Here is a 15128-nt window from a genome sequence, read left to right on the forward strand (position 1 = left end):
CGCGCAGCTTTTACGCTGACGGGAACTGCCTTGTGCTGTATATGATAGATCTAATATTTCCGAAACGGGGTTTCCTTCTTCGCCATTTGCTCGGTATAGACGCTTTCCTGGGGCACGATTCGCTTCGGCAGCGTGCGCCCGGCAACGAGCTCCTGCACCGCCTGCATCATGTTCGGGCCAAGCAGCGGATTGCATTCAACGATGCAGTTAATTTTACCCTCCCCCAGCATCATGAACGCCCGCCGCGTCCCATCCACTGAAATAATGACAATATCGACGCCTGGCCGCAGTCCATATTCCTCAATCGCTTCAATTGCGCCAAGCGCCATATCATCGTTTTGGGCGAACAGCACGTCCATTTCACCGCCATATTGTTCAAGAAGCGTGCCCATCGCTTCCTTGCCCCGTTCAAAAGTAAAATCAGCGTCGACGCTGGCCATAATTTTATAGCCCGGCTGCTTCAGCACAATATCCCGAAAGCCCTGTCCGCGCTGAATCGAGGGGGATGAGCCTTCCGTTCCCCGCAGCTCGACAATTTGAACCGTCTCGGCAGCATCCCGCATTTTATCGACCAAATATTTGCCCGCTTTGCGTCCTTCTTCATATAAATCCGCCCCAATATGCGTCACATAAAGCGAGGTATCGCCCACATCAACGGATCGGTCGGATATTATAAGCGGAATACCCGCCTGCTTCACCTCGGTTAAAATCTCATCCCAGCCCGAATGCACGACCGGAGCAATGGCAATGACATCGACCTTGCGCTTAATGAAGGAACGAATCGCTTCAAACTGCTTTTCCTGTGATTGCTCCGCATTTTCGAACAACAGCTCGATTCCGGCCTCTTTTGCCGCCTCTTTGACCGAATTGGTGTTGGCCATTCGCCATTCGCTCTCTGAACCAAGCTGGGAGAAACCCAGAACAATCGGCCTCACTGGCTGAATGAGCTCGATTCCCGTTGCTTCAGGCAGCGTGCCGCCTTCTGCTATCGCGCCCTCTCCTATACCTGTTCCAGACTGGAGCGAATGGCCTATCCCCGAGGATGAAGGAGCTGGGGCTGAAAGCTGGCAGCTGCTTAACAGCAATAAGAAAGCGATTGCATAAATCATTTTCACAAATACAGCTTGTCTTCGCATAAGGCTCCCTCCGGTTCAGCCAGTAAAAGCGTCCATGCCCTTCCAGCTTGCTGATCGTATTGTAATGGATACAGGGCGCTTTGTCATGATCGTAACGACTCAGGGGGTGCCGCGAACAACGTCGAATCGTTGCGCTGCACCCTTGAACCGCGTTCTATTACGGACTATTAAGCTTTTTGCATTTGCCGCCTTGCACTGAGCAGGCGCTGCAGGACGATGAACAGCAGCAGCAGCAGGCCGATGACGATTTTGGTCCACCACGAGCTGAGCGTGCCTTCAAAGCTGATAATCGTTTGGATAACCCCTTGAATCAATACGCCGAAAAAGGTGCCGAGGATGTAGCCGACGCCGCCAGTCAGCAGCGTGCCGCCAATGACGACCGCCGCGATGGCATCCAGCTCCAAGCCTACCGCATGCAGGCCGTAGCCCGACAGCATATAGAATGTAAAGACGACGCCCGCAAGCGCGGAGCAAAGTCCGCTAAAGGTGTACACGAGAATTTTCGTGCGGGCGACGGGCAGCCCCATTAACAGCGCGGACGATTCGCTGCCGCCAAGCGCATACGTATTGCGGCCGAAGCGGGTGTAATGCGCCAAATAAATTGCTGCGGCCACTACAACCAATGCGATAATGACGCTGATCGAGATGAAAAAGCCGCCCGGCAGCTTGATTTTCGTCTGCGCCATGCTCGTATAGAACGGGTGGTCAATCGTAATCGTATTGATGCTAATGACGTAGCATAGTCCCCGCGCCAGAAACATGCCGGCGAGCGTGACGATGAACGGCTGGATTTTAAAATAATGGATGATGGCTCCCATCAGCCAGCCAAAGGCGGCGCCAAGCACGAGCACCAGCGGAATGACGACGGCGGGCGGCCAGCCCTGCTGCTGGACAAGGCTTGCCGAAATCATCGTCGTCAGCGCAATGACCGAGCCGACCGACAGGTCAATGCCGCCGGAAACGAGGACGAAGGTCATGCCGACCGCGACGATAAGCAGAAAAGCGTTGTCAATGAGCAGATTGAGCAGCACCTGCAGCGAGAAAAAGCCGGTGTAGCGGAACGAGCCAGCCGCAAACATGAAAGCGAGCAGCGCAGCCGTTACTACGATCGGGATATACTGCCGTTTAAGCATGGCGTTTAACCTCCCTCTCTGCCGGATAGCGGCGAGTTTTAAAGCGATGTACCAGCGTCTTGCGGAACGTCTCCGATTGAATAAGGCAGACGAGCAGCACGACAAACGCTTTGACCACAAGCGTAATTTCCGGCGGAACGCCGATCATGTAGATCGTCGTCGTCAGCGTCTGAATAATGAGTGCGCCGACGACCGTACCGAGCAAATAAAAGCGTCCGCCGCTGAGCGAGGTGCCCCCAATGACGACGGCAAGAATCGCGTCAAGCTCATACCACAGCCCGGCGTTGTTGCCGTCGGCGCTGGATACATTTGCGCTGAGCAGCAAACCGGCGATGCCGGCACATAAGCCGCAAAACATATAAACGGCGATCATGACAACTCGCGAGCGAATGCCGGCCAGGCGGCTCGCTTCGGGGTTGCAGCCGACGGACTCAATGAACAGGCCGAGGGCGGTTTTGCGCGTCAGCAGCGCTGCGATCAGCAGCACGGCGCCAGCGATAAAGATGGAGAAGGGCAGCGTGAGCAGCGAGCCTGCGCCGATGAATTTATAGGCGCTGCTCGATACGGTAATAATCTGCCCGCCCGTAATGAGCTGGGCGACGCCGCGCCCGGCGACCATTAGAATAAGCGTGGCAATAATCGGCTGAATGCCGAAGGCCGCCACAAGCATCCCGTTCCATAGGCCCAGCACAAGCGCCAGCACAAGAGCAATGCCGACTGCGCTGAGCACAAGGCCCAGCATGTTCTGATCCGTGCCTTGGGCGAGCGTCATGCAGGCCATAGCTCCTGCGATAGCCACGATTGAGCCGACCGACAGATCGATGCCCTTCGTGGCAATGACGAGCGTCATGCCGATAGCAACGAGAATAAGCGGCGCGCCAAAATTCAAAATATCAATCAAGCTGCCGTACAGCTTGCCAGCCCGCATCTGCACGGAGAAAAAATCCGGCTCATACAGCAAATTAAATAATAACAGCGCCCCCAGCATCACCAGCGGCCAAAATAAATGGTGCTTCACCATGCTTGCTCACTCCCCTGCCATCGCCTGCATAAGCTGCTGCTGGCTCATTTCATCTTCTTCTATTTCCTTGACTACGACATGGTCCCGCAGCACGGCGATCCGGTCGCTGACCCGCAGCACCTCCTCCAGCTCCGAGGAGACGAACAGCACCGACATGCCTTGGCCCGACAGCTTCAGCACAAGCTTCTGAATTTCCGCCTTTGCTCCGACGTCAATGCCGCGCGTCGGCTCATCAAGAATGAGCAGCTTCGGCTGCGTCAGCAGCCAGCGGCCAAGAATGACCTTCTGCTGGTTGCCGCCGCTAAGGTTTTTAATCAACTGCTCCGGGTTCGGCGGATTAATGTTGAGCGCCTTGATATATTCATCAGCCAGCTCATCCTGCCGCTTGCGGGGAATGGCGCGGAACCAGCCGCGCGTCGCCTGCAGGGCGAGAATCATATTTTCACGCACCGTCAGCTCGTCGATTATGCCTTCTGTTTTGCGGTTTTCCGGGCAAAAGGCAATTCCCTGGTCGATCGCCTCGCGCGGCGAAGCGATGCCCTCCTTCACTCCGTTCACCCGCAGCGCGCCCTCATCAGGCTTATCTGCGCCGAAGAACAGCCGCGCCAGCTCCGTCCTTCCCGAGCCAAGCAAGCCTGCAAGGCCAACGACCTCTCCCTTGCGAATATGGAGGTCGAACGGCTCAATTGCCCCTTTGCGGCCAAGCGCCTTCGCTTCAATAACCAATTGCTGCGAAGACTCGGCTGCCGCAGCCGCCTCTTTCTCACGCGGCAGCGCATCAAGCTGCTGCAGCTCCTTGCCGATCATTTTCGATACGAGCTCTATCCGGGGAAGCTCCTTCGCCAAATACTCCCCTACAAATTCTCCGCCCCGGAGAATGGTTATTCGATCGGACACCTCATATACCTGATCCAGAAAATGCGTGACGAACAAAATGGCCAGCCCTTCCACCTTCAGCTTGTTCATGACCTCAAACAGCTGCTTCACCTCATTGCGGTCCAAACTCGACGTCGGCTCATCCAAGATGAGCACCTTCGCCGAAATATTCAGCGCCCGAGCAATCGCAACAAGCTGCTGAATGGCGACGGAATAAGCCGATAACGGCAGCTTTACATCCAAGCGAATTTGCAAGCGTTCGAGCAGCAGCTTCTCGGCTGCCGCATTCATTTCTTTCCATAAAATACGGCCAAAACGGCGCGGCTCGCGGCCGATAAAAATATTTTCAGCAACCGTCAAATTCGGACATAAATTTACTTCCTGATAAACCGTACTAATACCGGCCGTTTGCGCCGCTTGAGGACTATCAATAGCCATACGCTGATGCGCAAGCTCCACCGTGCCGTGATCAATGGAATACACGCCAGTCAGCACCTTAATCAAGGTTGACTTGCCCGCCCCATTTTCGCCCATCAGCGCATGGATCTCGCCGGGAAAGAGGCGAAAGCTCACGCCGGATAAAGCCTTTACGCCTGGAAAGCCTTTATGGATATTGCTCATTTGCAGGATAGGTTCGCGTTCCCGCTCCATCTTCTTCTCCCCTTTGGTTTGGAATTTCGCCTGTGCGATGAACGATAAAAGATGAAAAAGGAAGCCGTCCGCCTGGTACGTGGACCAGCCTTGTTCGGCTTCCTTCGCTGGCTTTAAGCTCTGCTTCTAGTATTTCCGGTCAGGCAGCGCGGCCTTCGCCTGCTCCGAAGTAAAGACGCCTTCCTCCGTCACGATACGCTTCTCAATCGTTTTGCCATCCAGTACATCCTGTACCGCCTGCATCAATTGCGGCCCGAGCAGCGGATTGCATTCGACGATAAAGTTGATTTTGCCTTCGCTTGCCGCAACAAAGCCGTCTTTAACGCCATCGACTGAAATGATGACAATGTCCTCGCCCGGCTTGAGGCCTGCTGCTTCAATCGCTTGAATCGCGCCTAGCGCCATGTCGTCATTATGAGCATACAGAACGTCGATTTTCTTATTCGCTTTTAAGAAGGATTGCATAACCTCATTGCCTTTCGCACGGGTGAAATCGCCCGTTTGGGAAGCGATAACCTTCAGGTTGGCATGGTCTTTAATGATTTCCTCAAAGCCTGTTTTGCGATCAATCGCTGGCGCCGAGCCGGTTGTGCCCTGAAGCTCGACAATGTTAATTTCGTCAGTCGAATCCTTATATTTATCTACTAGCCATTGTCCAGCGCGGCGGCCCTCTTCTACGAAGTCGGAGCCAATAAACGTCTCGTACAGCGACGTATCCGACGAATCAACGGCGCGGTCTGTCAATATAACCGGAATGCCCGCATCCTTCGCTTCCTTCAATACCGTATCCCAGCCGGATTCCACAACCGGGGAAAACGCGATCACGTCCACCTTTTGCTGAATGTAGGAGCGGATCGCTTTAATTTGATTTTCTTGTTTTTGCTGGGCATCGGAAAACTTCAAGTCATAGCCGACCGCTGCCGCCGATTCCTTAATCGAATTCGTATTCGCTGTACGCCAGCCGCTTTCTGCACCAACCTGTGCGAAGCCGAGCGTCACTTTTTTATCCGCCGGCGCTGCCGCTGGCTCACTGCTCGCCGCTGCCGGAGCACTCGTCCCACCGGTATTGCCAGCTCCTGCCGTATTCGTTCCTCCATTGCCGCTTCCACAAGCGGATGTGACGAGCAGCATCGTCGCCATCAACAGCGACATGCCTAGTTTTCCTGCTTTTTTCATCTTTGTATTACCTCCCCTGTCATTCACCAACTTTGGCGTGCCCTCATTATAGAACGCTTTCAAAAGACCGGGATACGGAATCCGATAGCCGTTCGATTTGATTTTTTGGGTAATTTTCCAGCAACGGCGGCAAATGGTTTGATTTTTTGTGCGAAAGGTGGAAATTTCGTCGATCCTTCATCTGTGCGTAGCGAGGTTTGGGGCAATTTGGTATAGTGAAGGTTGGATAGATTTGAAATCGCATACATTTCCAATTTGAAAGGTTCCTATAAACCTATGAAGCTGATGCGCTGGATTTTCTCAAGCCTTCGGGCCAAGCTGCTGCTGATGTTCATTATTTTGACCTCCGTCCCGCTGATTGCCGTTGGCCTCATTTCCTATCAAAAATCGTACAATGCCGTATCCGATCACAGCAAAGCAGCGACCATGCTCGTCGTGGGCCAGCTTGGCAATGACATTGATGCGCTGCTTGAGGATACGGGAAGGCTGCTGGAGCTGGAAAACAACCCGCAGGTGCTGCATTATTTATTTTCGCAAACGGATACGTATGAGGATGCCAAAGCCATTATTCAAACGATGAATTTGTACCGGGAAACGTATAAATACGAAAGCGTGCTCAACATTACGGTCGTCAACCTGTATGGACGGGGCTTAAGCGAGCGTAAAGGCGTGTTCCAACTAGATAGGAATCCGCTGCGCAATCCGCATTTTCAATATTTGCTGAACCATCCGGATGAGGTATTGAACATTCCCCCGCCGGACGCCTCACCGCTGGACCGTCTCGATGGCTTTCATTATTCGCAGCATAACGTCATCTCCATCATGGCAACGGTCAAGCAGCAAATTACCCATGAGGTGATCGGTTTTATCGTCATAGATTTGGATGATTCCATCATCGAGCGTTACTGTGAAAATATTACGCTTGGCGAAAGCGGCTACGTCTATGTCCTTGATCAGGCGGGAAATCCCATCTTCCTCCCCTCGGCCATGACGAGTTTGGCGAAGGTACAGCCGCCAGCCGACCTAAGCGCGCAGCTCGCTCTGCAGCAAAACAGCTTTGTGGATTATAGCATCGGCAGGCCGAAGTTCGTCGCCTTCACAACCTCGTCCACAACGGGCTGGAAAATCGTCGGCTCCGTGCCGCTGCAGGAAATTGTTGCCGAGGCGAATGAAATTCGCCAGCTAATCATTATCAGCGTGCTGCTCAGCATCGTGTTTGCGATTACGCTGCATTATTTCATTACAGCCCGCCTGACGCGGCCGATTCAGCTGCTGAAGAGCAAGATGCGGCTGGCAGCAGGCGGCTTTCTTGAGGTCAAGGTACAGCCGAGCGGCCATGACGAAATTGCCGATTTGGGCAACAGCTTCAACATAATGCTGGAGAAAATCAAGCAGCTGCTCAAGCAAAGCATTGAGGAGCAGGAGCATGTGCAGAAGGCAGAGCTGCGGACGCTGCAAGCGCAAATTAATCCGCATTTTCTCTATAATACGCTCGATTCCATCGTCTGGATGGCGGAAGCCGGGCGCAGCGCGCAGGTTATCCAGCTCGTACAGGCGCTGTCGCGCTTTTTCCGCATTAGCCTCAATCGGGGGCGGGACTGGATTGCCCTGAGGGATGAGCTGGAGCATGTGCAAAGCTATTTGATCATCCAGCAGATGCGCTATCGCGACATTTTGGAATATGAGCTGGATGTGCCGGAGGAGCTGAAGGACTTGCCGATCTTGAAAATGACGCTCCAGCCCATCGTTGAAAATGCCTTGTATCACGGCATTAAAAATAAACGCGGTAAAGGTTTAATCCGCATACATGCTTATGCCAGCCAAGATTCGGACTTGTATTTGATGATTGAGGACAATGGCATCGGCATGAAGCCGGAGCGCCTTGCCGAGCTGCGCGAGGCGCTGCGCATGCAGCATATTCCCGAGGAGACAGGCTCGGAGGTATCCGGCGGCTTCGGCCTGCATAACGTCCAGCAGCGGCTGCGCCTCTATTACGGGGAAGCCTATACCGTTATCGTAGAAAGCGAAGACCAGCTCGGAACCAAGGTTACGATCCGCATTCCAATGGAGAGGATGAAGCCGAATGAAAAAGGTTATGCTCGTTGACGACGAAATTCTTGTCAGGGAAAGCATTCGGGACTGTATCAATTGGGAGCAAGAAGGCTTTATGTTTTGCGGGGACGCCTCTGATGGCGAGCTGGCGCTGCCGCTCATTGAGCAGCGCCAGCCGGATATCCTCATTACCGATATCAAGATGCCGTTTATGGATGGCTTGGAGCTGAGCGCCATCGTCCGCGAGCGGATGCCGGACATCAAAATCATTATTCTCAGCGGGCATGACGAATTTGAATATGCAAGAGCCGCTCTCCGCGTCGGCGTAGAGGAATATTGCCTCAAGCCGGTCAGCGCTGCCGATATCGTGCGGACGCTGCATGACGTCAGCCGCAGCATTGACCGCGAGCGTTATGAGCGCGAGCTGCTGGAGAAGAAGCAGCTCGCCCAAGGCGGTAGCGCAGAACAGATGCGGCATAAGCTGCTCAGCGATTTATGCAGCGGCTTTATTACAACGGCCGAAGCGATCCATCAGGCCGGCTCGCTTTCGATTGGACTGACGGCCAGCTATTACGCAGCCGCCATCTCGGACATTCGCTGCCCGGAAGGCTCCGTCAGCGTTCATATGGCGACCCAGCAGCAGACGGAGCTGCTGCTGCACGAAGCGGTCAGCTCCCTTCTGCCGGGCACGCTGTCCTATAAGCGCAGCCAGACGGAGACGATCTGGCTGCTCAAGAGCGATTCGCTGCCGCAGCTGCAAGAGGTGCTGGCGCGGTTCGCCTCCAGCTGGAAGGAGCAGGCGGAGCGCAGTGCCAGCTGCACGATAGCCGTCGGCATCGGCAGCATTCAGGATCGCCTGCAAGGTATCCATTCCTCCTATCTGGAGGCGGAGGATGACAAGCATTGGCGCAGGCTCTCCGGGCAAAACCGCAAAGCGCTGCGCGATGCCGCCTCCGGCTTATCCGAGCAATCGGTGGTCGCCCAGCGCCAGCGCTTCATCGACTTCCTCAAGCTTGGCACGCCCGCCAAGACGGAGTCTTTCATTGCCAGCTTTGCAGCTGGGCTTCAGCAGCTTGACTGGCGCGGCGCTTTTTACGGCTATTATTTGCTCAATGACTTGACGATTGAAGCAGTTCATATCGCCAAATCCATTCAGCGGAATCCGGATATGCCGAAGGAGCAGCTGGATAAGCTGCAGCGGGCCATGAGCGAGGTACGCAGCCAAGAGGATGCCTGCTGTTATCTCCAAACGCTGCTGGCACAGTTCTGGCAATGGCGTGCTGGAGCCGCGGATAAATACGCCGAAATGCTGAGCCAGGTGAAGGACTACATTTTGAAGTATTATGGCGATGATCATTTGTCGCTGAATGATGCGGCGGAGCATGTGCGCGTCAGCCCCAGCCATCTTAGCAAAGTGTTCAGCCAAGAGACGGGGCAAACCTTTATTGAATTTCTAACCCACACGCGCATCCGCAAAGCGATGGAGCTGCTGCAGGCGTCGAATGCAAAGTCGTATGAAATCGCCCATCAGGTCGGCTATAATGATGCCCATTATTTTTCCAATTTGTTCAAGCGGGTAACCGGCATGACGACAACGCAGTTTCGCAAGCAGCAAGAACAGGATGGCAGCGCGCAAGCGGCAGGAGGGGTGCATCACCATGCGAGCTCAGACATCATTGTTTTCCCATAGGCTGGCGGCTTTGCGGCAAAGGCCCCTGCTCGCTATTTTGCTTGCAGCCCTGCTCGTGCTCACCTTGCTACTGACAGGCTGTACAAATCATGAGGCAGCTGGCACTGCCGCTGGAAGCTCTAGCAGCGGCGATAGTCGTAAAGAGACCGCAGGCGATACCCGCATCGTCTCATCCAGCAGCCAGGATGGCGGCTCTCCCTCACCCTCCCCTTTTGCTTCAAGTGCTTCAACAGCAGCACCCGACATCGCTACCTTTGGCATTATATATCCGATGGCGCATCCGTATTATGAGACGGTGACGGAATCCGCCAAAGCAGCAGCAGCTCTGCACGGCGTCAAGCTCATTGTGAAAGCGCCGGATGAAGCGAATCTGGAGCAGCAAATACGCATGATGGAAACAATGATTGCCTCGCAGGTTGACGGCATAGCGCTTGATCCGATTGATGAGGAAGCGCTCGTTCCTGTCATTAACAAGGCCGTACAGGCGGGCATTACGGTCATTTGCTTCGAATCCGATTCACCAACAAGCAAGCGCGCTGCCTTCATTGGAACGGATCATGCTGCTGCGGGTGCCCAAATGGGGCATATGCTGTCCGAGCTGCTGGGCGGGCGGGGAATGGTTATTGTCGAGAACGGAATGGCGCGGATGAAAAGCTTAAGCGAGCGCCTCGAAGGCATGCTGACCTATATTAATGAGCAGACCGACATTCAAGTGCTCGATGTGTTGTATAACGAAGGCAACGAAACCCGCGTGCTGGCGCAGCTGGAAAAAATGATCGATGACCATCCGCATTTTGACGCGCTCGTATCGATGGATGCCCTCTCCGGCTCCGCCTCGGTGCTCGTCTGGAAAGCGCAAGGTCTAAACCGCTATTCCCTAACGTTCGGCATGATGCCGGAAATTCAGGAAGCGATTCAGAATGGACAAATTACAGCGTCACTGTCGCAAAATGAGCAATTATGGGGTACACGCATTATCGAGCGGCTGCTGCAAGCATTCGCTGGCGAGACGCTACCTCTGTTCGATGACACAGGCACGCTGGAAATTACGCAGGAGGACATCTCCCTTTTAAACGCCCCTTAGCATAGCACTGGCAAACCTTCACAGGTCCCCAATGTTTATTCTAAGGGCTTTTTGCTAATCGTTACCTGCTCTCTTTAGCAGCCAAGCAAGAGAATGGCTAAATCCTATGCTATAATGTAAAGGATTAACAATAAAGAGCGGTCAAAAGAGGTTTTATACATTTATGACAAAATTGATGAACGTCCTGCAGGCAAAACATATTACACGTTTTAAATATATAACGATCATGCTTCTAATTTTTGCTGCATTAGTCAGCATGAGATGGGCATGGTCTGTCCTCTTTCCCATGTCAGACCAGCAACCGCATGCCGTTGGCGGTGTACTTGACCTCCGCGGTATCGATTTAGAAAATTCCCCCGTGCTTAATTTGAATGGAGAATGGCAGTTTTATCCTGAAAAATTTCTAACGGGCAGCGAGCTTTTGGAGACGGAATCTGATGCAAGCTACGTTGTCGTTCCAGGCGATTGGAGCAGCGCGTTGCCGCACCAATCTAGCAACTCGTACGGATATGGAACGTATCGTCTTCGCATTTTGATCGATCCGCTTCAGACTCCTGTTTCATTTTGGTTTAGAACCATTCAGGCGGCATCAGAAATTGAACTTAACGGAAAAGATAATGGGGGCATGGGCAAGCTTGCCGACTCTGCCTATGAATATACGCCGAAAAGCGCCTCTTTCACCTCTACTTATGGCATTGAAGGAGCGACAGAGATCGAATTGGTCATTCATGCGGCCAATTTCGACAGCCCTTATAAGGGCGGTATTGTAACGCCGATTCGCTTTGGCACTGCGGCCACTATTGATTTTGTACGCTGGTACTCGATTGGGTTTCAGATGCTCATTTTTCTTATTCTGCTGCTTCATTGCGTATATGCTTGCATTCTCTACCTATTCAGTCCGCAAGAGAAGAGATTGTTGATCGCAGCGCTGTTAACGTTATCCGTGGGCATTACAATTCTAATAGGCCACGACAATGTACTCTTATTGTGGCTGCCGATCAACTATACTTGGAGTTTCAAGATTAGAATGATTTCTCTGCTGTGGCAAAATGTGCTCCTGCTTCTGCTATTCAAAAGCTTCAACGCGACTCCTCTGCGGGAAAACTGGTTCCGAACGCACAATGCGGCCATTGTAGTTTTTACCGTCATTTTTCTGATTTCGCCAGTCTATATGGCTTATGGGCTTATTCATTACAATATATTGAATACGATAAATTTCATCTCATTCGCCTGGTTTATATACATAGTCGGAACGATGATTTTGCAAAAAAATAAAGATAATGACATCATTTTCTTGCTGTTGTCCGCAGCAGGCATCCTTTCCAACTTATTATGGAGTATTGCTGAGAATGCAAGAGATGTTACCACCGTCTACTATCCTATTGACATTATTTTTGCCATTATTGGTTTTTCGGCCTATTGGTTTAAAAAGTATTTTCGAAATGCGAGGGAAAACAGAGATTTGAACAAGCAGTTACAAAAAGCCGATAAAATTAAAGACCAGTTTTTAGCAAATACGTCTCATGAGCTCCGTACGCCGCTGCACGGTATTATGAATATCGCTTATAACGTTGTCACCAAAGAGAAGACCAGGCTTGCGAAAAGCAGTCTTGAGGATATGCAGCTCCTCATTACGATCAGCAGGCGAATGTCACAGCTGCTTGGCGATCTTCTCGATGTTGCCCGGCTTCAGGAACAACGCATCGTTTTGCAGCGGGAGCCCCTGAGCATTCAGGCTATTGCACCCGGTGTTATCGCGATGCTGCAATTCATGAAGGAGCACAAGCCAATCAACCTGCATATGGATATATCCGAATCGCTGCCCTTGGTTTTGGCCGATGAGAAAAGGCTCGTTCAAATTTTATATAACCTGCTACATAATGCCCTCAAGTATACGGAGGAAGGAAGCATTACCGTCTCGGCCGAAATGAGAGACAAGCAAGCGATTATTCATATTTCCGATACGGGACTCGGTATAGATAAAGAAACGCAGGAGAAAATTTTTCTCCCTTATGAGCAAGGTTCTTTTGGAATAAGCGATGGGCAAGGCATTGGACTGGGCTTAAGCATTTGCAAGCAGCTTGTCGAGCTGCACGGCGGAGCATTGACGGTTCGCTCTGAATTGGGCAAAGGCTCTGTATTCAGCTTTAATCTGCCTTTGGCAGATGAGGCCAAGCTTCCGCTAGCAAAGTTCCCGAAAACTTCTGGACAAGTGCCAGAAATCATCGAGGAGACGCCCGCTGGCTTCCTACTCCCGCATCATTTCTCAGGGGAAATGGAGGCTGCCGCCACCCTTGCGCCGCTGCTTAAGGAAGAGTACGCCCATATTCTTGCCGTTGATGACGATCCGATCAATCTGAATGTCCTCACGAGCATTCTTTCGACCGAGCCGTACACCCTTACAACCGCCCGTTCCGGCCGGGAAGCGCTGCAATTGCTTGGGACACGGCAGTGGGATTTGCTTATCGCTGACGTCATGATGCCACAAATGTCCGGCTATGAATTAACGCAGAAAGTAAGAGAGCAGTTTTCCATGTCGGAGCTGCCCGTATTGCTTCTAACCGCACGCAGCCAGCAAGCCGACATTTACACCGGATTTTCAGCGGGAGCAAGCGACTACGTGACGAAGCCCGTAGATGCTCTGGAGTTAAAATATCGGATCAGAGCATTGATAGCGCTAAAGCTATCCATTAATGAGCGTCTGCGTATGGAGGCCGCCTATTTGCAGGCGCAAATCCAGCCCCACTTCCTATTCAACACCCTTAATTCGTTAATGGCGTTAAGTGATATTGATACGGAAAGCATGCGCAAGCTGGGTCAGGCCTTCTCGTCCTTTTTACGAATTAGCTTTGATTATCTGAATACAGGAGAGTTGGTAGAGCTGTCTCATGAGCTCGCGCTCGTTGAAGCCTATCTCTATATTGAAAAAACGCGGTTCGGGAATCGGTTGTCGATTGAATGGGAGGTGGAGCCGGGCATTAGCCTGCTGCTGCCCCCGCTCTCTATTCAGCCGCTGATCGAAAATGCCGTCAAGCACGGTCTCCTCAGCCGAAACGCAGGCGGTACGATTCAGCTTTCCATCACTCGCCGGGAGGGCTTCACCCTGATTGAAGTAAAAGATAATGGCAAGGGAATGGATCAGGAGAAGGTCGCTCAATTGCAAAATGCTGCTTTGAGTGAAAAAGCTGGAATTGGCATCCCTAATACGAATCGACGATTACAGCAGCTGTACGGCCAGGGCTTGTCGATTGTGAGCAGCGTTAATGAAGGAACAACCGTGTCGTTTGTTATTCCAGATCGGTAGATAGATCATTTACAAATGCTCCATCAACCAGGGTTTAATCAAGGGCAGAACAGCATTAGGCTGCATCGCTTGGGTATGGTCCATTCCTCCTCCTTCGAGGATAGCCACATCCCAGCCCCATTGTTCTAGCTGCTGTTTATTCTTTTGCAATATACCAATCATATCAACCGTTACACTGCCGAAGCTTTCGCCGTAAACAATCGTATCCTGTTCTCCAGCGAAGGCTAGTTTAGGAAAGTCCAAAGCTTTATGAATGGACGTATCATCAAAATCCATTAAATTTTGATACAAGGTGAAAAATTGTTGGGTTTGCTTTGGATCGAGAGTGATTTGGACATGATCCCAATCGATTTCATCAGGAGTCGTATTTTCTTCATATTTAGCAGCCTTAGAGCTGCTTGGATCTTTTAAAGCTTGCCCATGAGTCTTTTCCGTTACGATCATCATTTCTTTATAAGGCCCTTCGTATGGCGGGAATCCACCCATCATCAAGCTTTCCAATCTGGGAGTTCGAATTGCCAGTTGCAAGCCAGCTAATGCAAGCCATGAGTAGCCATAATAACTAAAGGTATCCACCTTCATTTCATCGGCTATGAGCAGAAAATCCTTTGTCATATGGTCAGGCGTGAGCTGATCCGGCTGAGGATTTTCAAAAAGATGGCCTTCATAATCAAAATACAAAACCTGAAACTGATCGGATAGTCCATCGATAAAATGCTCCCCCAGCTCGGGGTCTACCCCCCACCTTTTCAAGCTTTCAGCCTGCTGGCCATAAACCGATTTTTTGGCTATTGGCAGCATGATGACTTTACCGGTAGGGTTCCCGGTTAGACCCGCCTCCATTTTTGAACCGTCATTTAAAGTTACGATTTTTTTCATGATTACCACTCCTAATCCGCTTATATGAATACCATACAACATTCATGCAATATTCCGGTTTTTCATCATGAGACAGCGGCAGGATTTCGATGCAGGCATTTTTATGTTATCGTAGCACTTGAAGGT

The 15128-nt window shown here is 51.9% G+C and carries 10 protein-coding genes; 4 read left to right on the plus strand and 6 right to left on the minus strand.

Annotation, left to right across the window (positions count from 1 at the left end; all coding sequences use genetic code 11):
* Positions 1-50 precede the first annotated feature (50 nt).
* The 5 genes from AC6B99_RS05375 to AC6B99_RS05395 form a co-directional block, all read right to left on the minus strand.
* Positions 51-1136 (minus strand): substrate-binding domain-containing protein, encoded by a 1086-nt coding sequence (locus AC6B99_RS05375; RefSeq protein ID WP_494862551.1) that lies wholly within the window; start codon positions 1134-1136, stop codon positions 51-53.
* A gap of 167 nt (positions 1137-1303) precedes the next feature.
* Complete coding sequence (yjfF, locus tag AC6B99_RS05380; protein WP_056033636.1) at positions 1304-2269, minus strand: galactofuranose ABC transporter, permease protein YjfF; 966 nt, start codon at positions 2267-2269, stop codon at positions 1304-1306.
* On the minus strand, positions 2262-3290 hold the full coding sequence (locus AC6B99_RS05385; RefSeq protein ID WP_496662927.1) for an ABC transporter permease: 1029 nt from the start codon (positions 3288-3290) through the stop codon (positions 2262-2264). The genes yjfF and AC6B99_RS05385 overlap by 8 nt, the downstream gene beginning before the upstream one ends.
* A gap of 6 nt (positions 3291-3296) precedes the next feature.
* A complete protein-coding gene (locus AC6B99_RS05390) occupies positions 3297-4817 on the minus strand; it encodes an ATP-binding cassette domain-containing protein (protein WP_494862560.1) in 1521 nt (506 codons plus the stop codon).
* Between the two features lie 126 nt (positions 4818-4943).
* Positions 4944-5993, minus strand: coding sequence for an ABC transporter substrate-binding protein (locus tag AC6B99_RS05395; protein WP_056033628.1), 1050 nt, complete (start codon positions 5991-5993; stop codon positions 4944-4946).
* A gap of 276 nt (positions 5994-6269) precedes the next feature.
* Here AC6B99_RS05395 and AC6B99_RS05400 point away from each other — a divergent pair, with 276 nt between their 5' ends.
* From AC6B99_RS05400 to AC6B99_RS05415, 4 genes are all read left to right on the plus strand, one after another.
* Positions 6270-8099, plus strand: coding sequence for a sensor histidine kinase (locus tag AC6B99_RS05400; protein WP_056033625.1), 1830 nt, complete (start codon positions 6270-6272; stop codon positions 8097-8099).
* Positions 8077-9735 carry a response regulator gene (locus AC6B99_RS05405; RefSeq protein ID WP_494881827.1) on the plus strand — a complete coding sequence of 553 codons (1659 nt, stop codon included), beginning with the start codon at positions 8077-8079 and terminating at the stop codon, positions 9733-9735. Before AC6B99_RS05400 ends, AC6B99_RS05405 begins: the two co-directional genes overlap by 23 nt.
* On the plus strand, positions 9704-10819 hold the full coding sequence (locus tag AC6B99_RS05410; protein ID WP_496662928.1) for a sugar ABC transporter substrate-binding protein: 1116 nt from the start codon (positions 9704-9706) through the stop codon (positions 10817-10819). The genes AC6B99_RS05405 and AC6B99_RS05410 overlap by 32 nt, the downstream gene beginning before the upstream one ends.
* Positions 10820-10982: 163 nt before the next feature.
* The gene (locus AC6B99_RS05415) at positions 10983-14123 is read left to right on the plus strand and encodes a hybrid sensor histidine kinase/response regulator (RefSeq protein WP_496662929.1); all 3141 of its coding nucleotides are present in this window, start codon (positions 10983-10985) and stop codon (positions 14121-14123) included.
* Positions 14124-14132: 9 nt separating this feature from the next.
* On the opposite strand, the gene AC6B99_RS05420 is transcribed toward AC6B99_RS05415, so the two are convergent.
* A complete protein-coding gene (locus tag AC6B99_RS05420) occupies positions 14133-15002 on the minus strand; it encodes an alpha/beta fold hydrolase (protein ID WP_494881833.1) in 870 nt (289 codons plus the stop codon).
* Between the last annotated feature and the right edge of the window lie 126 nt (positions 15003-15128).

This window comes from Paenibacillus liaoningensis, assembly GCF_059609455.1.

Bases quoted from the DNA above. Each gene is read 5' to 3' on its own strand.
- AC6B99_RS05375 (WP_494862551.1), bottom strand. From the start codon at position 1,136: ATGCGAAGACAAGCTGTATTTGTGAAAATGATTTATGCAATCGCTTTC.
- yjfF (WP_056033636.1), bottom strand. From the start codon at position 2,269: ATGCTTAAACGGCAGTATATCCCGATCGTAGTAACGGCTGCGCTGCTC.
- AC6B99_RS05385 (WP_496662927.1), bottom strand. From the start codon at position 3,290: ATGGTGAAGCACCATTTATTTTGGCCGCTGGTGATGCTGGGGGCGCTG.
- AC6B99_RS05390 (WP_494862560.1), bottom strand. From the start codon at position 4,817: ATGGAGCGGGAACGCGAACCTATCCTGCAAATGAGCAATATCCATAAA.
- AC6B99_RS05395 (WP_056033628.1), bottom strand. From the start codon at position 5,993: ATGAAAAAAGCAGGAAAACTAGGCATGTCGCTGTTGATGGCGACGATG.
- AC6B99_RS05400 (WP_056033625.1), top strand. From the start codon at position 6,270: ATGAAGCTGATGCGCTGGATTTTCTCAAGCCTTCGGGCCAAGCTGCTG.
- AC6B99_RS05405 (WP_494881827.1), top strand. From the start codon at position 8,077: ATGAAAAAGGTTATGCTCGTTGACGACGAAATTCTTGTCAGGGAAAGC.
- AC6B99_RS05410 (WP_496662928.1), top strand. From the start codon at position 9,704: ATGCGAGCTCAGACATCATTGTTTTCCCATAGGCTGGCGGCTTTGCGG.
- AC6B99_RS05415 (WP_496662929.1), top strand. From the start codon at position 10,983: ATGACAAAATTGATGAACGTCCTGCAGGCAAAACATATTACACGTTTT.
- AC6B99_RS05420 (WP_494881833.1), bottom strand. From the start codon at position 15,002: ATGAAAAAAATCGTAACTTTAAATGACGGTTCAAAAATGGAGGCGGGT.